Origin of the sequence: Aeromonas sp. S19(2024), from assembly GCF_041402625.1 — a bacterium.
Classification (GTDB): domain Bacteria; phylum Pseudomonadota; class Gammaproteobacteria; order Enterobacterales; family Aeromonadaceae; genus Aeromonas; species Aeromonas caviae.
This window is the reverse complement of the sequence record NZ_JBGLQU010000005.1, coordinates 38,569-58,323: the sequence shown is the minus strand read 5'-3', so window position 1 is coordinate 58,323 and position 19,755 is coordinate 38,569. Positions and strand designations below refer to the sequence as shown.

The window sequence follows — 19,755 nt, the reverse complement described above, 5'->3', positions numbered from 1 at the left end:
CACTGGCGCTGCGGTGGCAACCTGCCAGTGGAAAGGATCCGGTGCTAAAGAGGCAGGGCCGCCATCGGCGGCCCTGGGCTGTCAGTGACGGAAATGACGCATGTTGGTGAACACCATGCACATGCCGTGTTCGTTGGCGGCGTCGATCACCTCCTGGTCGCGCATCGAGCCACCTGGCTGGATGACGCAGGAGATGCCCGCAGCAGCAGCGGCATCGATGCCGTCGCGGAACGGGAAGAAGGCGTCGGAGGCCATGACGGAGCCCGCCACGGTCAGCCCTTCATCCTCGGCCTTGATGCCGGCGATCTTGGCAGAGTAGACGCGGCTCATCTGGCCGGCGCCGACGCCGATGGTCTGGCCGTTCTTGGCGTAGACGATGGCGTTGGATTTGACGAACTTGGCGACCTTCCAGCAGAACAGCAGATCCTGCAGCTCGGCCTCGGTAGGCTGACGCTGGCTGACCACGGTCAGATCTCCCAGGGTCACCATGCCCAGATCGCGCTCCTGCACCAGCAGGCCGCCGTTGACGCGCTTGAAGTCAAAGCCTTGCGCCAGGGCAGTCCACTGGCCGCATTCCAGCAGGCGCACGTTCTGCTTGGCGGCGACCGCCTCGCGGGCTGCCTGGCTGATGCTGGGGGCGATGATCACTTCCACGAACTGGCGGGCGACGATGGCCGCGGCGGTCTCGCCGTCCAGCTCGCGGTTGAAGGCGATGATGCCGCCAAAGGCCGAGGTGGGGTCGGTCTGGTAGGCGCGATCGTAGGCAGACAGCAGGTCGTCACCGATGGCGACGCCGCAGGGGTTGGCATGCTTGACGATGACGCAGGCCGGTTCGCTGAACTCCTTCACGCACTCCAGCGCCGCATCGGTGTCGGCGATGTTGTTGTAGGAGAGGGCCTTGCCCTGCAGCTGGATGGCGCTTGCCACCGAGCCCGGCGCGGCCTGCTCTTCGGCGTAGAAGGCGGCAGCCTGGTGGCTGTTCTCGCCATAGCGCATGTCCTGCTTCTTGATGAACTGGCTGTTGAAGGTGCGGGGGAAGCGGGACTCTTCGTCGCCTTCCTTGTTTTCGCCGTAGGAGGGCACCAGGGTGCCGAAGTAGTTGGCGATCATGCCATCGTAGGCGGCGGTGTGCTCGAAGGCGGCGATGGCCAGATCGAAGCGGGTGGAGAGGGTCAGGCTGTTGCCGTTGCCATCCATCTCGGCGATGACGCGGTCATAGTCGGAGGCCTTGACGACGATGGTGACGTCCTTGTGGTTCTTGGCAGCGGAGCGGACCATGGTCGGGCCGCCGATGTCGATGTTCTCGACGGCGTCTTCCAGGGTGCAACCGGCTTTGGCCACGGTGGCGGCGAAGGGATAGAGGTTGACGACGACCATGTCGATGGGGGAGATAGCGTGCTCGGCCATGATGGCGTCATCCCGGTCGCGACGGCCGAGAATGCCGCCGTGTACCTTGGGATGCAGGGTCTTGACCCGGCCGTCCATCATCTCGGGGAATCCGGTGTAGTCGGACACCTCGGTCACCGGCAGGCCCGCATCGGCCAGCAGCTTGGCGGTACCACCGGTGGAGAGCAGGGCCACACCACGCGCGTCGAGTGCCTTGGCAAATTCCAGGATGCCAGTCTTGTCAGACACACTCAGCAGTGCACGGCGAATGGGTCGAGCTTGTTCCATCACACTATCGTCCTCAGCATAACGGGGACCGTTCCATGGGAGGCGAGGCTCAACACACAGAGAGTCCCCAAATAAATGGAAGTGGGGGATTTCGCAAACCACTCTCGCCCGGGGCGGCCGTTGGCAAAAGCGTTTTAGGAAATGCCCGCTTGACGCGACGCTCTCTTGTGGGCGCGTATTCTACACAAAAAATGTGACCTGTGGTGGATTTTTTAAAGAGACAAACCCTTGTGGGATGCGGCGTTAAACGTTTTCTGGTGAATTTTTGTGAAACGTTTGTCTTTTCAGTGTTTTGGGGATAAATGGCCGGCAAGTGGGGGGTTAGCTGCTGCTTTCCTGCCTTTGACTGGCAATCGCCGGGCAAAGAGGTGATAGTGGAGGCCGGTTTATATTGAGTACCATGTCGGGAATGTCATGCGGGGGGAGAGGACCATGTATCGGATCGGTGAACTGGCCAAGGCGTGCGGGGTGAAGGCCGACACCCTGCGCTTTTACGAGAAGAACGGCCTCATCTCGCCGGGCATGCGCAACGAATCCGGCTATCGCCTCTACGGGGAGCAGGACAGGCGGCGACTGGAGTTCATCATCCGCGCCAAGTCGGTGGGCTTCTCCCTCGCGGACATCGGCGAGCTGCTCGCCCTGGACACCAACAAGGCCAAGGTCACCTGCCAGGAGGTAAAGGCGGTGGCCGACACCAAGCTCGAACAGGTGGAGCAGAAGCTCCTGGAGCTGACCCGTTTTCGCGAGAACCTGAAGGCCCTCTCCGACATCTGCTGCGGCGGCCCGCGCTCGGCGGAGCACTGCGCCATCCTCGAGACCCTGGAGTCCGGCGCCCCTTCCCGCCACGAGCACCACGACCATGAGCACTGAGCTGCGCCGGCCCCGGGTCTCCGCCTTTCTCGCTCTCTCCCTCGACGGTTTCATCGCCGGGGAGGGGGGCGATCTGGCATGGCTGGCCCCCTATGGTGGCGACGGGCCGGAGGAGACCGGCTACAGCGCCCTGATGGCGAGCGCGGACACCCTGCTGATGGGGCGCAACACCTACGATATCGTGAGCGCCTTTCCCGAGTGGCCCTACGGGGACAAGCCGCTGGTGGTACTGACCCACAGGCCCGCCGACCCCCGTCCTCGGGTCTCCTTCCAGCAGGGGGCGCTGGCGCAGGTGCTGGACGAGTTGTGGCAGGGGGGAAGCCGTCACCTCTATCTGGATGGCGGGGAGCTGGTGAGGCAGGGTCTGCAGGGGGCCCTGGTGGACGAGCTGACCCTGTTCTGGGTGCCGGTCACCCTGGGGGGCGGGATCCCGCTCTTTACCGGGCCTCTCCCCACAGGGTTGAGACCGGTGTCGAGCGCCGTGCTGCCAAGCGGCCTGGTGCGGGTCATCTATCACCCCGCCTGACAGCTTGCACGGGGGAGGCAAGAGGCGCACAATCGGCGCGTTTTTCGCCATCTGCCCTTCCAGGCAGGGACGATAGGCAAACACGACAACCCCATCAAGGAGCCCATATGGCCAAGAAGAAGGTGACCTGTGTCACCGCCGAACCCGCCTGCGAACATCAGCGCGGCACCATTCAGGACAACCACCTTAAGGCACTGGTGACCTCCCCCCTGTTCCAGGCCCGGGTCGAGCCGAGCAAGAAGGGCAAGGGCAGCTATCAGCGTAAGGCCAAGCACGGCAAGCGGTGGGAGCCCGGCCAACAGCAGATGGTAAGCGTCTGCTGCTGAGCGGGTTTCTGCCGCAAGGCATCAGCTAACACAATCAGGGCGCCAATGGCGCCCTGATTGTTTTTCTATTCGCTGGTGCTGACTTGCGGTCTTGACGCAAGAGAGTGAACCCGTGCTCACTCGTCCATAAAGAGTTCGAGCAGCACGTTGAGGTAGCGATGCCCCAGGGACGTGAGCTGCCAGCTGTCGCCGAGATCCTCGATCAGCTCCTTGGTCCGGGCGATGGCGAGCATGGTCTCTACCCGCTCCAGCGGTAGCCCCGTGAAGGCCTCGAACTCCGCCTTGGGGGCGGGTTCAAACAATCTGAACCGGTTCATGAAGTACTCGAGCGGCAGATCGTCCGCGCTCACCTGCCATTGGCTGTCCAGATAGGGGCGGCTCGGATCCAGATAACCTTTCGGATGCTTCACCTTGGCGGTGCGCAGGATCTGCTGGTTGGCGAGATCCGTCACCTTGCCGTGGGCGCCGCAGCCGATCCCCAGATAGTCGCCAAAGCGCCAGTAGTTGAGGTTGTGGCGGCACTGGTAGCCCTCTTTGGCATAGGCCGAGATCTCGTACTGCTGATAGCCCCGGGCGGTCAGCATGGCGTGGCCCTGCTCGTAGATGTCCCACAGGGTGTCATCTTCCGGCAACGTGGGGGGCTTGGAGGCGAATGCCGTGTTCGGCTCTATGGTGAGCTGATACCAGGAGAGGTGCGGCGGCGCGCAGTCGATGGCCTGCTGCAGGTCATAGAGCGCATCGTCCAGGCTCTGATCCGGCAGGCCGTGCATCAGATCCAGGTTGAAGGTGGGAAGGGCGATGGCGTGGGCCAGCTCGGCGGCCTTGCGCGCCTCCTCGGGGCCGTGGATGCGGCCGAGCCGGGTCAATTTCTCCTGCTGGAAGCTCTGCACCCCGATGGAGATGCGGTTGATGCCGGCCCGCTGGAAGCCGGCGAACTTGTCCGCCTCCACCGTGCCCGGGTTGGCCTCCATGGTGATCTCGCAGTCCGCGGTGAGTTCGATGCGCGCACGCACCCCGTCCAGCAGCGCCTGCATGGCGTCGACGGAGAGCAGGCTCGGCGTGCCGCCACCGATAAAGATGGAGGAGAGGGGGCGCCCCTGGGCCCAGTGCAGATCCTGCTCCAGATCCTCCAGCAGGGCCGCCACGTACTCGAGGTGGGGCAGCTCCCCCTTCTGGGCGTGGGAGTTGAAGTCGCAGTAGGGGCACTTCTGGACGCACCAGGGCACGTGGATATAGAGGGAGAGGGGCGGCAGTTGCAGCATGGGATTTCCAGTATTCAACAATCAAAAGGGGTCGGGTGGCCCTGGTTGCCGGTGACAACGGGCGGGGCGCCGCGAACGAAACGGGGGCCGACGGCCCCCATTGTAGATGACAACGCGGCGGGAGACAGCGCTTTAGTTGACCGCCGCCAGGGCCGCTTTGAGCTTGGCCAGGGCCTGGCCGCGATGGCTGAGCTGGTTCTTGAGCTCCGCCGGCATCTGGGCCGAGGTGCAGTCGTGGTCGGGGACGAAGAACACGGGGTCGTAGCCGAAGCCGTGCTGGCCGCGCGGCTCGTCGATGATCATCCCTTCCCAGCTGGCCTGGCAGATAATGGGGGTGGGATCGTCGGCGTGGCGCATGTAGACCAGCACGCACCAGAAGCGGGCGCTTTTCAGGTAATCCGGCGCGCCCTTGAGCTCGGCCAGCAGCTTGTCGATGTTCTCCTTGTCGCTGGCACCGGCACCGGCAAAACGGGCGGAGTAGACGCCGGGGCGGCCGTGCAGCAGGTCCACTTCCAGGCCGGAGTCGTCGGCCACGGCGGGCAGGCCGGTGACGCGGGCGGCGTGGCGGGCCTTGATGATGGCATTCTCGACGAAGGTGGTGCCGGTTTCGTCGGCATCGGAGACTGCAAACTCGCTCTGCGGGATCACCTGGATCTTCATATCGGCCAGCATGGCGGCCAATTCCTTCACCTTTTTCTGGTTCCCTGTTGCCAGGACAAGCTTGTTCATCACACACCTCCGCAAAAATAATCTGCGCATTCTATGCGGGGGAGGGGTTTAGTAAAAGCGCCAATTGCCCGGGATCCGGTGCCAACGGGGGATCCTGGTTCCACCCCCTGAGAGGTAGAAGAGATACATGTTTCCAGCAGGGAATAACCGAAGTGATTAAATACCATTTCAATTCATTACTCTGAGTCAGTAGACTCGCGGCCCAATCGATATTCCTAGGGCTTGAGGTGACTGATGCCATTGATTCTTTTGCTTGTACTCCTGGTGTTGTTCAGCCCGCTGGCCATCGACATCTATCTGCCTGCCATCCCCCAGATGGCCGAGCAGCTGGGGGCCGAAGTGACCCTGATGCAGGGCACCATCACCTGGTTCCTGTTCAGCATGGGGCTGGGGCAACTGCTGGTGGGGCCGCTCGCCGATCGCTACGGGCGCAAACCCATTGCCCTGGGGGGCGTGCTGCTCTACGGCCTGAGCGCCCTGGCAGCCGGCTTTGCTGCCAGCCTGGGCGAGCTGATGCTGGCGCGAGTGCTGCAAGGCTTCGGGGCCTGCGCCACCTCGGTGGCCGCCTTCTCGGTGGTCCGTGACAGCTATGGCCCCAAGAAGAGCGGTCAGATGATCTCCTATCTGAACGGTGCGATCTGCTTTATCCCCGCACTGGCGCCCCTGCTGGGTGGCTGGCTCACCGCCAAGGCGGGCTGGTCGGCGAACTTCTGGTTCATGGCGGGTTACGCCGTCGTGGTCGGCAGCTGGCTGCTGTGGCGGATGCCGGAAACCCGCCCTGAGGAGACCAGCAGTGCTGGCCCGCTCATCAGCTGGTCCCGCTACAGCCCGGTGCTGCGCTCCCCGAGCTTCCTGTTCAACGCGGCGCTGTGCATGCTGGCGATGGCGGTGATCCTCGCCTACGTGACGGCGGCACCGGTACAACTGATGGTGACCCTGGGGCTGGACATGAGTGGCTTCAGCCACTGGTTCACCGCCAATGCGGCCCTCAACATCCTGGCCTGCTTCCTGGCCCCGCGCTTCATCGCCCGGGTAGGGCCAAGACGGACCCTGCGTATCGGCCTGCTGGTGCTGCTGCTCTCCGCCATCACCCTGACCCTGGCCATGCACATCCCGCACCCGCTGGCCATGATGGGCCCGGTGTTCCTCTCCAGCATCGGCTTTGCGATGATCCTGGGCGCCGCCGCCGGTATGGCGCTGGCCCCCTTCGGCCACTGCGCCGGCACTGCGGCCGCCCTGCTCGGCCTGTTCCAGATGAGCGGCTCCGGCGCCCTGGTGGGGATCACCGGTTGGCTGATGCCGGATCCCCTGAGCCAGCTGGCCCTGCACATGTGGCTGCTGCTGCCCCCGCTGGTGATGCTGATGACCCGCCAGGGCCGGCGCTTGTGTTTGCAATAAATCCTGTGCTCTGATGAGCACACTCAGGGGGCCTTGAGCCCCCTTCTCTTTTTCAGGCGACCCGCCTGCCTCGCATGATCACAGACCCGTGGAGAAAACCGGATGAGCCACACAATCAACGCCGCCCTGGTGGGATACGGCTTCGCAGGACAGACCTTTCACGCCCCCTTCCTGGCCACGACCCCGGGCCTGACCCTGCGCTGGGTGGTGAGCCGGGATGCCGCCAAGGTACAGGCCGCGTTGCCCGGCACCCGGGTCGGCACCCTGGAGCAGGTGCTGGCCGATGACAGCCTCGATCTGGTGGTGATCGCCACCCCCAACGACACCCATGCCCCCATCGCTCGCGAGGCCCTGCTGGCGGGCAAGCACGTGGTGATCGACAAGCCGTTCGCCCTGGATCTGGCCGAAGCGAAGGCGCTGGTCGAGTTGGCGGAGAAGCAGCAGCGGCTGCTCAGCATCTTCCACAACCGGCGCTGGGACGGGGATTTCCTCACGGTGCGCCGTCTGCTGGCGGAGGGGGCGCTGGGGCAAGTCGCCCAGTTCGAATCCCACTTCGACCGTTATCGCCCCGAGGTGCGCCAGCGCTGGCGCGAGGCGGGCGGCCCGGGCTCCGGTCTCTGGTTCGATCTCGGCCCTCATATCTTGGATCAGTCGCTCCAGCTGTTCGGTCAGCCGGACTGGTTGCAGGCGGATCTGGGCAAGCAGCGCCCCGGGGCCCTGGCGGACGACTACTTCCATGTGGTGCTGGGTTACGGCGAGATGCGGGTCATTCTGCACGGCAGTTGTCTGGTGTCGGCCGTGATGCCCCGCTTCGTGGTGCACGGCAGTCAGGGCTCCTTCATCAAGTTCGGCATGGACGTGCAGGAGGAGCAGCTCAAGGAGGGCAAGCGGCCTCCGGCGGCGGACTGGGGCGTGGATCCCGCCCCCGGCCAGCTCAGCCAGATCCGGGACGGTCAGCTCGTGCAGCAGACCGTGGCTGGCGAAGCGGGGGACTACGGCGCCTACTATCGCGGTGTCTGCGCCGCCATCCGGGGAGAGGGGGAGAACCCGGTGCCGGCCGACGAGGCCCTGGCGGTGATGGCCTTGCTGGACCTGGCCCGGGAGAGCGACCAGCAGGGGCGGCGCCTGCCTTGTCAGAAGCTGTCTGACTGACGGCGTAATCCGGCAGCGCCGAGAGCCTGACAGAAAGACAATGGCTGACTGGCAATCGTCAGGTAATTGGCGATTTGTTGTGCGAATCTGGTGATGAATGGGTGTTTTATATTAATATTTGTCGTTGCAGCAGTGTTTCTTATCATGCCAACGAGAAAATATCATTGTGATACGCGTTTTCATCGGCCGCATATGGGGATATATTTCGCGCTCCTTCGGGCTCCAGCGGCCGGTGTGCCGACAGGAGCCGGGGCGTACAGTGATGGTCCCTGCACCATCTCTCCATCTTTTTTTGAGGGTATGCACATGAACAAAGTACTGGTAGCCGGTATCCTGGGTCTGATGTTGACCGCCTGTGGTCAGAAAGAAGAAGCTGCCGCTCCGGCTGCGACCCCGGCCGCAGACGTTGCTGCCACTGTCGAGAAAGCCGCTAGCGAAGCGTCTGCTACCGTCGAGAAGGCTGCTTCCGAAGCTTCCGCTACTGTCGAGAAGGCTGCCGCTGACGTGGCCACCAAGGCTGAAGCTGCCGTGAGCGATGCCAAGGCCAACTAAGCCAGCACCTCATTGAAAAATGGGCCCGGCGCACTCGCGCCGGGCCCGTTTTTTTATGGCCATGGCTGGGCGTTGCCCGGTCAGCCGAGGGGTTCCACCAGCAGGATGTGGGAGTCGGCCCCCACCACCTTGACCCGGCTGCCGGCCGGCAGCGGCGCGTTGCAGCGCACCGTCCAGACGGTGTCGTCCAGATGCACCCGGCTCATCCCCTGGCTGACCTCGTCCAGCAGGGTCAGCTCGCGGCCCATGTAGCTTTGCATCCGCTCGTTGATGGGAGCGGCGGCATCCAGCCCGGAGCGATCCCGGCGATGCTGCCAGCGCCACCAGGCCCAGGTGGTGAGCAGGGATTGCAGGGCGAAGAGCAGCAACTGCGCCTGCCAGCCGAAGGGCCAGACCAGCAGCAAGAGTCCCACCTCCAGGGCGGCGATGCCGGTCCAGAGCAGAAAGCCTACCGACCCCATCACCTCGATGGCCAGCAGCACGAAGCCGAGCCCCAGCCAGTGCCAGTGGGTCAGCCCCTCGAACAGGGCTGTCATGATTTGCCCGCCTTGCCGTCTTTGTTGAACAGCTCGGCCATGCCCGCCACCGAGCCTATCAGGCTGCCCGCTTCCAGGGGCATCATGATGATCTTGCTGTTGGGGCCTTCACCGATGCGGGCCAGGGCCTCGGTGTATTTCTGGGCCACGAAGTAGTTGATGGCCTGCATGTCGCCCTCGGCGATCGCCTGGGAGACCATGTGGGTCGCCTTGGCTTCCGCCTCGGCGGCCCGCTCCCGCGCTTCGGCGGCGAGGAAGGCGGCCTGACGCTCACCCTCGGCTTTCAGGATCTGGGACTGCTTCTCCCCCTCGGCCTTCAAGATCTTGGACTGGCGCACCCCTTCGGCCTCCAGCACCTCGGCCCGCTTCTGGCGCTCGGCCTTCATCTGGGCGTTCATGGCTTCCACCAGGGCGAGGGGCGGGCGCACATCCTTGATCTCGATCCGGGTCACCTTGATGCCCCAGGGGGCGGTGGCGGCATCCATGGTGCGCAGCAGCTTCTCGTTGATGGTGTCGCGCTGGGAGAGCATCTCGTCCAGCTCCATGGCGCCGAGCACGGTCCGCATGTTGGTCATGGTGAGATTGCGGATGGCACTGGTGAGATCATTGACCTCGTAGCCCGCCTTGCGGGCATCCACTACCTGCACGAAGCTGATGGCGTCGATGGTGACGTTGGCGTTGTCCCGGGAGATCACCTCCTGGGCCGGGATGTCCAGCACCTGCTCCATCATGATGATCTTGTGGCCGATGCGGTCGATGTAGGGGATCAGCAGGTTGAGGCCCGGGGAGAGGGTGCGGGTGTAGCGGCCGAAGCGCTCCACGGTCCAGTTGTAACCCTGGGGCACTATCTTGATGCCGGCACTCAGGGTGGCGAGTACCAGGAATATGAAGATCCCCAATACAATCAATGACTCATTCATGATTAAGCTCCTTATGAAACACTTTCACTAGCCTAGGGTCTGGTGCCATCCACCACAAGCAGATTCGCTTCTCTATTGCCGCCACACGGCTTTACTAATTACCAAAACGCATTAAAGAGCATTTTTTATTATTTTGAGGGATAAGCGCTCCTGCCTATAGTCGCCCCAGATGTCGCGATGCCGAGGAGCGGGCCCTGATGGATTATTTACCTATGTTTGCCAGGTTGGAAGGCCGCCCGGTACTGCTGGTGGGCGGGGGCGAGGTTGCCCTGCGCAAGGCGCGCCTGCTGCTGGCGGCAGGTGCCCGGATCACCCTGGTCTCTCCCGCGCTCGAGCCCGAGTTCCATGAATTTGCCGGTCGCTTCACCCATGTGGCGGCGCGTTTCGACCCGGCCCACCTGGCAGGGCAGATCCTGGTGGTGGCCGCGACCGACGATCTCGAGGTCAACGCCCTGGTCTACCAGAGCGCCACCGAGCGCGGTCTGTTCGTCAACCTGGTGGATGACCCCGAGCGCTCCAGCTTTATCTTCCCCTCCATCATCGATCGCAGCCCCATCGTGGTGGCCGTCTCCAGCGGCGGCAAGGCCCCCGTGCTGGTGCGTCTGTTGCGCGAGCGGCTCGAGAGCCTGCTGCCCCGCCACCTCGGCGGTCTGGCGGAGCTCTCCGGCCGGGTGCGCAGCCGGGCCAAGCAGGTGCTGGCCTCCCTCTCCGATCGCCGCCGCTTCTGGGAGCGCGCCTTTGCCTCCAACACCCTGGCCGGTCTGATTGAGAAAGCCGATTGGCAAGGGGCCGAGCAGTGGCTGAACGAGGGACTGGACAAGGCCCGTACCGAAGTGGGCGAAGTGGTCTTGGTGGGGGCGGGCCCCGGGGATCCTGGCCTCTTGACCCTCAAGGCGCTGCAACAGATCCAGCAGGCCGAAGTGGTGCTCTATGACCAGCTGGTCTCCCCCGAGATCCTGGACCTGGTGCGCCGCGACGCCACCCTGGTGTCGGTCGGCAAGAAGGCGGGGGCCCACAGCGTGCCCCAGGAAGAGACCAACCGCCTCTTGGTGGAATACGCCAAAGCGGGCAACCGGGTGGTGCGCCTCAAGGGGGGCGATCCCTTCATGTTCGGCCGTGGCGGCGAGGAGCTGGAAGTGCTGGCAGAGGAGGGCATTCCCTTCTCCGTGGTGCCCGGCATCACCGCCGCCGCCGGTGCCACCGCCTATGCGGGCATTCCGCTCACCCACCGCGACCATGCCCAGAGCGCCGTCTTCATCACCGGCCACTGCCAGAAGGAGGGCAAGGAGCCCGACTGGCAGCAGCTTGCGGCCACCAACCAGACCCTGGTCATCTACATGGGGCTGATGCGCTCCGAGCATATCCAGCAGCAACTGGTGAGCCATGGCCGACGCGCCGCCACCCCCATCGCCATCATCGAGCGGGGCACCACGGCCCGTCAGCGGGTGCTGACCGGCACCCTGGCGGATCTGGCCGAGCTGGCCCAGCAGGCGGTGAGCCCGTCGCTTATCGTCATCGGTGAAGTGGTGGCCCTGCGCCAGCAACTCGCCTGGTTTGGCGAACAGGGGCAAGGGCAGGAGGCAGAAAGCGGCCACGAGCTCAAGCTGGTGAGCCTGACCTGAGAGGCGAGACCCGAATCGATTTGACGGTGCGGCCAAGGCGGCACCGAACTGAACCAACACCGCGCCCCGAGCAGGTGCGATAGCAATGAACCGAGGACCCAGACATGGACCGTGAAAGACTGACCCAACTGCAGCCATCCGATGCACAGAGCATCCGTGCAGGTGTCACCCGCGAGCGACTGACTCACCTGCAGCAACTGGAAGCCGAGAGCATCCATATCATCCGCGAGGTGGCCGCCGAATTTGAAAACCCGGTGATGATGTACTCCATCGGCAAGGACTCCTCCGTCATGCTGCACCTGGCCCGCAAGGCCTTCTACCCGGGCAAGATCCCCTTCCCCCTGCTCCACGTGGACACCAACTGGAAGTTCAAGGAGATGATCAAGTTCCGGGACGAGACCGCCAAGAAGTACGGGCTGGATCTCATCGTCCACAAGAACCCGGATGGTCTGGCCATGGACATCAACCCCTTCGTGCACGGCAGCAGCAAGCACACCGACATCATGAAGACCGAGGGGCTCAAGCAGGCGCTCAACAAATACGGCTTCGATGCCGCCTTCGGTGGTGCCCGTCGCGACGAGGAGAAATCCCGCGCCAAGGAGCGTGTCTACTCCTTCCGCGACAAGTCCCACCGCTGGGATCCGAAGAACCAGCGCCCGGAGCTGTGGCGCGTCTACAATAGCCAGGTCAACAAGGGGGAGAGCATCCGTGTCTTCCCGCTCTCCAACTGGACCGAGCTGGACATCTGGCAATACATCTATCTCGAGAACATCGACATAGTCCCGCTCTACTTCGCGGCCATGCGCCCCGTGGTGGATCGCGGCGGCATCAAGATCATGGTGGATGACGAGCGCATGCCCATCGGCCCGGAAGACGAAGTGAAGCAGGAGCTGGTGCGCTTCCGTACCCTCGGCTGCTACCCGCTGACCGGGGCCATCGAATCCAATGCCACCACCCTGCCGGAGATCATTGAAGAGATGCTGATCACCACCTCGAGCGAGCGGCAAGGGCGGCTCATCGACCACGATCAGGCCGGCTCCATGGAGCAGAAGAAGCGTCAGGGCTATTTCTAAAAAAATGTTCTAAGGAATCGCAACATGAACAACCACATTCAGACCGCCATCAGCGAACAGGGCATTGAAGCCTACTTGCACGCCCAGCAGCACAAGAGCCTGCTGCGTTTTCTCACCTGCGGCAGCGTGGACGACGGCAAGAGCACCCTCATCGGCCGCCTGCTGCACGACTCCCAGCAGATCTATGAAGATCAGCTCAAAGCGCTGGAGTCCGACAGCCAGAAGCTCGGCACCACCGGCGAGAAGCTCGACCTGGCGCTGCTGGTGGACGGCCTGCAGGCGGAGCGCGAGCAGGGCATCACCATCGACGTGGCCTACCGCTACTTCTCCACCGCGAAACGCAAATTCATCATCTCGGACACCCCGGGCCACGAGCAGTACACCCGCAACATGGCCACCGGTGCCTCCACCTGCGATCTCGCCATCATCCTGATCGACGCCCGCAAGGGAGTGCTGGATCAGACCCGTCGCCACAGCTTTATCGCCAGTTTGCTCGGCATCAAGCAGTTCGTGGTGGCGGTGAACAAGATGGACCTGGTGGGGTTCAGCCAGGAGGTGTTCGATCGCATCAGCGCCGATTACCGCGAGTTCGCCAAGAAGCTCAGCGTCGACACCATCCACATCGTGCCGGTCTCGGCCCTGGACGGTGACAACGTGGTCAACCAAAGCGACAAGCTGGCCTGGTATGAGGGCGAAACCCTGCTCTCATTGCTGGAGAGCGCGGAAGTGGAGCGCGAGCTGGAGCGTCACCCGGTGCGCCTGCCGGTGCAGTATGTGAACCGCCCCAACCTCGATTTTCGCGGCTTCGCTGGCACGCTCGCCTCCGGCATCCTGCGGGTCGGCGACCGCCTGGCGGTGCTGCCGTCCGGCAAGGAGAGCACGGTCACCCGCATCGTCACCTTCGACGGGGATCTGGAGTACGCCCTGCCGGGTCAGGCCATCACGGTCACCTTCGCGGACGAAATCGACATCAGCCGGGGCGACCTGCTGGTGGATGCGGCGAAAAAGCCCCAGGTGACCCAGAACGTGCTGGCTCACATCGTCTGGATGGGGGAAGAGTCCCTGCAACCGGGCCGGGTCTATGACGTCAAGCTTGCCACCAAGAAGAGCCGTGGCCAGGTGGAGGCCATCCGCCACCGCATCGAGATCAACAAGCTCGACGAGCTGCCCGCCTCCGAGCTCAAGCTCAACGAGATCGGCCTGTGCGAATTCAGCCTGACCGACCCGGTGGCGTTCGACCCCTACCAGGAGATCCGCGACACCGGCAGCTTCATCCTCATCGACCGGCTGACCAACGTCACCGTGGGCGCGGGCATGATAGTGGAAGGGGTCGCCGCCAAGGCGGTCAAAGGGCAGTACAGCGAGTTCGAAATCGAGCTCAACGCCCTGGTGCGCAAGCACTTCCCCCACTGGCAGGCGCTGACCATCAGCAACGCGTCGGACAAGGAATAAGCCCATGACCTGGCAACAATCCCTGGTGCTGGGTCTGCTGGCTGCCCTCGTCGCCCTGCTGATCCAGGGCCGACTCCGCCCGGCGCTGCTCTTTTCGGGCGCCGTGCTCATCACCTACCTGAGCGGCCTGGCGGACATCAACGCCGTGGTGGCGGGCTACACCAACAGCGCCCTGCTGACCCTGGTGTTGCTGCTGCTGGTGTCGCTCGCGGTGGAGAAGACCCGGGTCATGAGCTGGTTCGCCAACCTGGTGGGCACAGGCTCGTTCAACAAGGTGCTGATCAAGGTGTGGTTCTCCACCGCCTTCCTGTCGGCCTTCGTCAACAACACCGCCGTGGTGGCCTCCATGCTGGGGGCGGTCAAACGCAACCCCAACCATGCGCCCTCCCGGCTGCTCTTGCCCATGTGCTTCGCGGCGACCTTTGGCGGCGTGCTGACCCTGATCGGCACCTCCACCAACCTTATCGTCAACAGCTTCCTCATCAAGATGGGGGCCAAGCCGCTCGGCATGTTCGACTTCTTTATGGTGGGGGCGGGCACCCTGCTGACCGGCCTGGTCGCCGTGCTGCTGTTTGCCCGCCACCTGCCGGAGCAGGACACCGAGATGAGCCGGGAATCCGGCTACTTTCTCGAGGCCAAGGTGGGCCCCGGCTCCCCCATGGCCGGGCGCAGCGTCAAGGACAACGGCCTGCGCAGCCTGAAGAGCCTCTATCTGGCGGAGATCATCCGCGGCGATCAGGTGATCTGCCCGGTGCAGCCGGAGCACGAGTTGCACGAGGGGGACATGCTGCTGTTTTGCGGCGACGTGGAGAGCGTCGGCGTGCTGCAGGAGCTCAAGGGGCTGGATCTCTACGGCCAGCACCGCCTCAACGGCCAGCACCTGGTCGAGGTGATCGTCAGCCACAGCTCGCGCCTGGTGGGTCAGACCATCAAGGATGCGGAGTTTCGCACCCACTTCGATGCGGTGGTGCTGGCGGTGCGCCGGGGCGAGACCCAGCTCACCGGCGGCCTCGGCCAGATTGAACTGCACGCAGGGGACACCTTGCTGCTGGCCCCCGGCCCCAAGTTTGCCGGCAACAAGTCCCTCTCCCGGGAGTTCGTTGTGGTGAGCGGGCTGGAGGCCTCCACCCGGCTCGATGGCAAGCGCAGCGCCGCCGTGGTGCTGGGTTTCCTCGGGGTGCTGGCGCTGTCGGTGTTCGAGCTGGTGCCGCTCTTCAAGGGGCTGCTGGTGATGCTGGTGGTCTTGCTGTTTACCCGCATCCTGACCCTGGACGAGATCCGCCGCCGCTTTCCGCTGGATATCTGGCTGGTGGTGGGCGGGGCGCTGGCCATCGCCGATCAGCTGGAGCAGAGCGGCCTGGCCAAGCTCATCGCCGACTGGCTGATGGGGGAGTTCAACGGCGCCAGCCCCTTCGTCGCCTTTATCGGCATCTACCTGTTCACCCTGGTGCTGACGGAGCTGATGAGCAACAACGCCGCGGCGGCCCTGGCCTTCCCCATGGGATACCAGTTGGCGCTCAGCATGGATGTTTCCACCATGCCGTTCATTCTGGCGGTGCTGTTCGGGGCGAGCTCCAGCTTTATCCTGCCCTACGGCTACCAGACCAACCTCATGGTCTATGCCGCGGGCAACTACCGGATGCCGGACTACCTCAAGCTGGCCCTGCCGGTCTCCCTGGCGTACAGCCTCGGGGTGATCGTCATGGTGCCCCTGCTGTTTCCGTTTTAAGAGCTGATATCAGGGCCTATGTTAAGGTCGCTTATCTTAAGGCTGCTTAAAGCCAAGGCGCTGGCGTAAAGGCGTGAACGCCTATCAAGGAGTGTGAATGAGCAATATCGTGTGGCACGACCATGCCGTCGACAAACAAAGTCGGGCCGAATTGAAAGGGCAGAAGCCGCTGGTGATCTGGTTCACCGGGCTGTCGGGGGCGGGCAAGTCCACCCTGGCGGGGGCGCTGGAGCAGGCGCTGGCCGCCGAGGGCAAGCACACCTATCTGCTGGATGGGGACAACGTGCGCCACGGCCTCTGTGGCGATCTGGGCTTCGACGACGCCGCCCGTCAGGAGAACATCCGCCGGGTTGGCGAGGTGGCAAAACTCATGGTGGACGCGGGCCTGATCGTCCTCACCGCCTTTATCTCGCCGTTCCGTGCCGAACGGGATCTGGTGCGCAGCCTCCTGGGCGCCGACGAGTTTGTCGAGGTGTTTGTGGATGCACCCCTTAGCGTGTGTGAAGAGCGTGACCCCAAGGGGCTCTACAAAAAGGCGCGGGCGGGGGAAATTCGCAACTTTACCGGTATCGACTCTGCCTATGAGGCGCCGGAACAGCCGGAAATCCATCTGCTTAACGCCGGCAAGCCGGTGGAAGTGCTGGTGGATGAGTTGCTGACCGCCCTGCGGCAGGGGAACTACCTGTAGTTGTTGAGTTGCGCCGTCTTAGGAGCTGGGTTGTTCTCCCGGCAATCGGGTAATCACCCAGTCAGCAAGCCGTAAGCTGCAAATAGAGTGCAGGCGCGGGTCGCAAGGGAAAAAGGCCCTCTTTACCCGCCTTGTCTGCACGTCAATGGAGTCGCAGAACATCTGGCAAGCGACCTGTGGCCGATAAGTGGGCCGCAACAAGCATTTGTGTGCTGGCGGCAGCCACTATAAGCAGAAGTTGGGTTTTTAGTGGAAAACCCATAAATCCAGCTTATAGTGGCACCGGTGAACCAAGAGCCACCTCAAGGCAGCCGATATCAGCCCCGCGAGGAAACTTTCCGATCCCTGCTGATGCCGTGGCGGGATTATTCGCGATTGTCCGAATACGCTGCGCTATTCGAACCTACGGATTGACGTACAGAACGGTGGGGGCCAAATTTCACCCACGATATACATCGCTTATTACAAAAGTGGTAGACTGAGGTTGAGTAAGCCAAAAACAGAGGGGTGGGGTGGTGACTGCAGGCAAGAATGACATTTCCAATGACGTTGATCTTTCTGAGGTGTTTAGTGGTGTCGATATTAATGAAATAGTTAAACCTTTTCGAGAATATACTCAGGCCTTAAACTCATTTTTTACAATCTACACACCTGAAACTAGAAAGGCGCTCATCCGAATATATAGTGATTTTTTCCCTGAAGTTTTTACTCAACAGGAGGTTGCTTTTGCAAATGAAGCTTTAAAACTTGCAAACTATGACGAAAGTGCCCTTCATGGTGAATTAGTTGTATTATTCTCTACTCCAGTTATTATCTCGGAGCTTACTTGTTTCGGTGTATCTAAATCTGAAAATGAAGGGGCGGTTAGGCTTATTTCATATCGCGGTATGGATAAGAGATTTGCAACCAAAAGAACAACCGAACTTCCTCGTAATGGTCAGTCTGTCTCCAAGTATAAAATACATGATGTTGCGTTGGGGCTAATTTTGCCAAAGCACAGTACATTTTGCTCTGTGGGTGTTGTGAGCATCTCTGCGCTGCTTACTGAGCCGGAAAAGTTTGATAGGGCGAAAGATGCTCTAAACAGAGCTAGAGAAATACCGCTTATCGAAATGCAAAAGATTAAAGATAAGCTTGATGATATTAATGGTTTTATCGATATCAAGCGAGGCTTGTTTGATTCTATATCTAGTGATATCAGCATATTAGAGCAAGAGCGGTCCCACGTAAAAAACAGTCTGGCTTACAGTCAGAATGCTCTGGACAAAGTTAGAAGTGACATTGATAATTCAAATTTGGAGTATGCAAAGCTTTCAAAAACTATTGCCAATGAGTCTGATAATTTAATCGCCATAGAGAAAAGAATCGAAGCTGAGACAGATGCGTACAAGAAAGAAGAAAATAAGCTTAAAATGTTGGTTGTCGATACTGAGAAAGCGAGCGATGTGCTAAAGACTGTACAGCAAGAGTTAGCTGTTGCGAATCGGCAAAAAAATCTTACCACCCTGGATATGGTGGGACACTCTAATGAAACGTCTAAACAGTTAAGGCTATATTATATCTTGGCTGTTTCTACATTTGTTGGGTTGGCTTTTATGGCAAGATATATATACAAAAATGGTGAGAGCTTTATGTATATGGTGCCATTTTTGGGTAATGTTAGTGCTTGGGATATTCTTCTCAGTAGATTGCCGCTGATTACAGCCACCACCCTGATTATTGGCGGTTTATCGGGTGTTTTCTTTTTCTTGGTTAAGCATATCGTATCTCTTAATACTGAGAAAATGACAATGCTTAAGGCCGCCATTTTGGCAGAGCAAATAACTAATTCCATAGAATGTGAGCATATGACTGAGCGGGAGAAACTAGAGTTCAAACGCGACACTAAAATCAGGCTAATAACTCAAGTTTTCTCTAAGAGTGAGCCAGAGATAGACAAGGCTAGCTTTATCATGGATGTTCTAAAAGCACTCAGTGATAAAAAATAGTTCAATAAAGCCACCGTATAAACGGTGGCTTTATTAACATGACTCATCATCTGTATGTTGATCTAAAAATGGTAGGTCGGTGCTGAACGAAGTGAAGCCCAACGTTTACCGGAAATGTATCTGCAAGATTTTTACCGATCGACCCCATCCATCTTTATCCAGCTCTGGTTTATGTGATGATGCTCGTCCGTTGTGCTTCGATTCGCTCTGCGCTAACCTACAACAACCACGTGACCGTCCCTGAGTTTCAGTCTTCAGCGCTTCAATCAGTTGCCGCTGGATTTATTGGCTGGATTGCCTAGCTTTGATCTTAACCATATATTCATATCGCGGATGACCTCTTTGCGCAGGCTTTTCCCGTCACTGTTCTTCAATCCATGATCAAGTTCTTTGTAACGCCGATACTCGATATTGTTTTTCCCGAAGTCTTTAAGACGCTGCATCATTTCATCTGTTTTTTGCGGTGATACCGAGGTATCCATTTCACCCTGAATGATCAGCAAAGGAGAGTTGACTTTTATAAGGGTATCAAGCTGATCGATGGAGAGCATCTGCTGCCACCAATGATAACCATGCCCGCTCACATCAAGCTCGAAGGGTTTGTTGTTAAGAACATGCTCGGAAAACCCTTTAAAACCGTCGATCTCTTTTCTCGCCGCTTCGGGGTTTTTATGCTTTACCGCGATGCTGTGTGAGACGTCATCGATAAACCAGCGGCCACCGCCATTAAAGGCGATGGTGGCATCGATATAGTCAACATCTGCGGTCACCAAATTGGCGATAACGGCCCCTTCACTGCCGCCCAAGAGGATAAATGTCTTGTATTGACCATTTTTTCGAACGGCATCGAGTACCACCTTGATATCCGCGACCCGCTGCGCAGGATTGTCCTTTTCAAGGTACTGGGCAGGGCAATCCTTGCGTGCCGGGTCGGTACTGTATTTTAACTTGCGATTGATGCCGTACTTTTCGATTAGCAACACATCAGCTTCTGGCCAAACATTTTTATACTCGGTGAGTATGGACTCTATTTTCAACACACTATTGCAATCAGAGCCTTGCAGGATCAACAGCAGTGTATCTGTGTCATGGGCATGTTGGACAAGATAATAGGAGATAGGCGAACCATCATCCCTGCTCGCTGTGCGAGTCATGATCTCTGTTGCGCTTATCGAGCAGGTCAACATGAGCAAGAGTAAAAATATTGTGCGGACTTGCATCTTGTTTCCTGATAGTCATGATAGAGGCAGTACGTTAA

Annotated in this window: 18 protein-coding genes; 12 read left to right on the top strand and 6 right to left on the bottom strand. The window is 60.5% G+C overall.

Annotated elements, in window-relative coordinates:
- Positions 1–81: 81 nt before the first annotated feature.
- Entirely contained in the window at positions 82–1,674 is a 1,593-nt protein-coding gene (gene purH / locus ACB037_RS11815) for a bifunctional phosphoribosylaminoimidazolecarboxamide formyltransferase/IMP cyclohydrolase (RefSeq protein ID WP_371175358.1), read from the bottom strand.
- A gap of 432 nt (positions 1,675–2,106) precedes the next feature.
- Between purH and zntR the strand changes: the two genes are divergently transcribed.
- From zntR to ACB037_RS11800, 3 genes are all read left to right on the top strand, one after another.
- On the top strand, positions 2,107–2,544 hold the full coding sequence (gene zntR, locus ACB037_RS11810; RefSeq protein ID WP_371175357.1) for a Zn(2+)-responsive transcriptional regulator: 438 nt from the start codon (positions 2,107–2,109) through the stop codon (positions 2,542–2,544).
- The gene (locus ACB037_RS11805; protein ID WP_371175356.1) at positions 2,534–3,070 is read left to right on the top strand and encodes a dihydrofolate reductase family protein; all 537 of its coding nucleotides are present in this window, start codon (positions 2,534–2,536) and stop codon (positions 3,068–3,070) included. Before zntR ends, ACB037_RS11805 begins: the two co-directional genes overlap by 11 nt.
- Positions 3,071–3,177: 107 nt before the next feature.
- Positions 3,178–3,396, top strand: coding sequence for an alternative ribosome-rescue factor A (locus ACB037_RS11800; RefSeq protein WP_043155935.1), 219 nt, complete (start codon positions 3,178–3,180; stop codon positions 3,394–3,396).
- Positions 3,397–3,512: 116 nt separating this feature from the next.
- Here ACB037_RS11800 and hemW read toward each other — a convergent pair whose 3' ends face one another.
- Both hemW and rdgB read right to left on the bottom strand, forming a co-directional pair.
- Positions 3,513–4,658, bottom strand: coding sequence for a radical SAM family heme chaperone HemW (hemW, locus tag ACB037_RS11795; protein WP_319885048.1), 1,146 nt, complete (start codon positions 4,656–4,658; stop codon positions 3,513–3,515).
- Between the two features lie 132 nt (positions 4,659–4,790).
- Entirely contained in the window at positions 4,791–5,387 is a 597-nt protein-coding gene (gene rdgB / locus ACB037_RS11790; RefSeq protein WP_010675605.1) for an RdgB/HAM1 family non-canonical purine NTP pyrophosphatase, read from the bottom strand.
- Positions 5,388–5,621: 234 nt separating this feature from the next.
- Between rdgB and ACB037_RS11785 the strand changes: the two genes are divergently transcribed.
- From ACB037_RS11785 to ACB037_RS11775, 3 genes are all read left to right on the top strand, one after another.
- On the top strand, positions 5,622–6,785 hold the full coding sequence (locus tag ACB037_RS11785) for a multidrug effflux MFS transporter (protein ID WP_039040832.1): 1,164 nt from the start codon (positions 5,622–5,624) through the stop codon (positions 6,783–6,785).
- Between the two features lie 102 nt (positions 6,786–6,887).
- Positions 6,888–7,937, top strand: a complete 1,050-nt coding sequence (locus ACB037_RS11780) for an oxidoreductase (protein ID WP_041213888.1) — start codon at positions 6,888–6,890, stop codon at positions 7,935–7,937.
- Positions 7,938–8,243: 306 nt separating this feature from the next.
- Positions 8,244–8,489: a hypothetical protein gene (locus ACB037_RS11775; RefSeq protein ID WP_010675602.1), complete on the top strand. Its 246-nt coding sequence runs from the start codon at positions 8,244–8,246 to the stop codon at positions 8,487–8,489.
- 80 nt (positions 8,490–8,569) lie between these two features.
- Here the strand turns inward: ACB037_RS11775 and ACB037_RS11770 are convergent, their stop codons facing one another.
- Positions 8,570–9,025, bottom strand: coding sequence for an NfeD family protein (locus ACB037_RS11770; protein WP_010675601.1), 456 nt, complete (start codon positions 9,023–9,025; stop codon positions 8,570–8,572).
- Positions 9,022–9,945, bottom strand: coding sequence for an SPFH domain-containing protein (locus tag ACB037_RS11765; RefSeq protein WP_029314806.1), 924 nt, complete (start codon positions 9,943–9,945; stop codon positions 9,022–9,024). The genes ACB037_RS11770 and ACB037_RS11765 overlap by 4 nt, the downstream gene beginning before the upstream one ends.
- Positions 9,946–10,142: 197 nt before the next feature.
- On the opposite strand from ACB037_RS11765, the gene cysG reads away from it, so the two are divergent.
- The 6 genes from cysG (at position 10,143) to ACB037_RS11735 (ending at position 18,497) form a co-directional block, all read left to right on the top strand.
- The gene (cysG, locus tag ACB037_RS11760) at positions 10,143–11,567 is read left to right on the top strand and encodes a siroheme synthase CysG (RefSeq protein WP_113068953.1); all 1,425 of its coding nucleotides are present in this window, start codon (positions 10,143–10,145) and stop codon (positions 11,565–11,567) included.
- Positions 11,568–11,671: 104 nt separating this feature from the next.
- Positions 11,672–12,640: a sulfate adenylyltransferase subunit CysD gene (cysD, locus tag ACB037_RS11755; RefSeq protein WP_050498204.1), complete on the top strand. Its 969-nt coding sequence runs from the start codon at positions 11,672–11,674 to the stop codon at positions 12,638–12,640.
- A 24-nt stretch (positions 12,641–12,664) separates the two neighbouring features.
- Positions 12,665–14,092, top strand: a complete 1,428-nt coding sequence (gene cysN, locus ACB037_RS11750) for a sulfate adenylyltransferase subunit CysN (protein WP_371175355.1) — start codon at positions 12,665–12,667, stop codon at positions 14,090–14,092.
- Positions 14,093–14,096: 4 nt separating this feature from the next.
- Positions 14,097–15,821: an SLC13 family permease gene (locus ACB037_RS11745; protein ID WP_371175354.1), complete on the top strand. Its 1,725-nt coding sequence runs from the start codon at positions 14,097–14,099 to the stop codon at positions 15,819–15,821.
- A 97-nt stretch (positions 15,822–15,918) separates the two neighbouring features.
- Positions 15,919–16,509: an adenylyl-sulfate kinase gene (gene cysC / locus ACB037_RS11740; RefSeq protein WP_279981862.1), complete on the top strand. Its 591-nt coding sequence runs from the start codon at positions 15,919–15,921 to the stop codon at positions 16,507–16,509.
- Positions 16,510–17,024: 515 nt separating this feature from the next.
- Entirely contained in the window at positions 17,025–18,497 is a 1,473-nt protein-coding gene (locus ACB037_RS11735; protein WP_371175353.1) for a hypothetical protein, read from the top strand.
- 266 nt (positions 18,498–18,763) lie between these two features.
- On the opposite strand, the gene ACB037_RS11730 is transcribed toward ACB037_RS11735, so the two are convergent.
- Positions 18,764–19,717, bottom strand: a complete 954-nt coding sequence (locus tag ACB037_RS11730) for an alpha/beta hydrolase family protein (protein ID WP_371175352.1) — start codon at positions 19,715–19,717, stop codon at positions 18,764–18,766.
- Positions 19,718–19,755: the final 38 nt, after the last annotated feature.

Coding starts and splice junctions, on each gene's coding strand:
- ACB037_RS11730 (WP_371175352.1), bottom strand. CDS start 19,717: ATGCAAGTCCGCACAATATTTTTACTCTTGCTCATGTTGACCTGCTCG.
- ACB037_RS11775 (WP_010675602.1), top strand. CDS start 8,244: ATGAACAAAGTACTGGTAGCCGGTATCCTGGGTCTGATGTTGACCGCC.
- hemW (WP_319885048.1), bottom strand. CDS start 4,658: ATGCTGCAACTGCCGCCCCTCTCCCTCTATATCCACGTGCCCTGGTGC.
- ACB037_RS11745 (WP_371175354.1), top strand. CDS start 14,097: ATGACCTGGCAACAATCCCTGGTGCTGGGTCTGCTGGCTGCCCTCGTC.
- rdgB (WP_010675605.1), bottom strand. CDS start 5,387: ATGAACAAGCTTGTCCTGGCAACAGGGAACCAGAAAAAGGTGAAGGAA.
- ACB037_RS11785 (WP_039040832.1), top strand. CDS start 5,622: ATGCCATTGATTCTTTTGCTTGTACTCCTGGTGTTGTTCAGCCCGCTG.
- ACB037_RS11780 (WP_041213888.1), top strand. CDS start 6,888: ATGAGCCACACAATCAACGCCGCCCTGGTGGGATACGGCTTCGCAGGA.
- ACB037_RS11805 (WP_371175356.1), top strand. CDS start 2,534: ATGAGCACTGAGCTGCGCCGGCCCCGGGTCTCCGCCTTTCTCGCTCTC.
- cysD (WP_050498204.1), top strand. CDS start 11,672: ATGGACCGTGAAAGACTGACCCAACTGCAGCCATCCGATGCACAGAGC.
- cysC (WP_279981862.1), top strand. CDS start 15,919: ATGAGCAATATCGTGTGGCACGACCATGCCGTCGACAAACAAAGTCGG.
- purH (WP_371175358.1), bottom strand. CDS start 1,674: ATGGAACAAGCTCGACCCATTCGCCGTGCACTGCTGAGTGTGTCTGAC.
- cysN (WP_371175355.1), top strand. CDS start 12,665: ATGAACAACCACATTCAGACCGCCATCAGCGAACAGGGCATTGAAGCC.
- ACB037_RS11765 (WP_029314806.1), bottom strand. CDS start 9,945: ATGAATGAGTCATTGATTGTATTGGGGATCTTCATATTCCTGGTACTC.
- cysG (WP_113068953.1), top strand. CDS start 10,143: ATGGATTATTTACCTATGTTTGCCAGGTTGGAAGGCCGCCCGGTACTG.
- ACB037_RS11800 (WP_043155935.1), top strand. CDS start 3,178: ATGGCCAAGAAGAAGGTGACCTGTGTCACCGCCGAACCCGCCTGCGAA.
- ACB037_RS11770 (WP_010675601.1), bottom strand. CDS start 9,025: ATGACAGCCCTGTTCGAGGGGCTGACCCACTGGCACTGGCTGGGGCTC.
- zntR (WP_371175357.1), top strand. CDS start 2,107: ATGTATCGGATCGGTGAACTGGCCAAGGCGTGCGGGGTGAAGGCCGAC.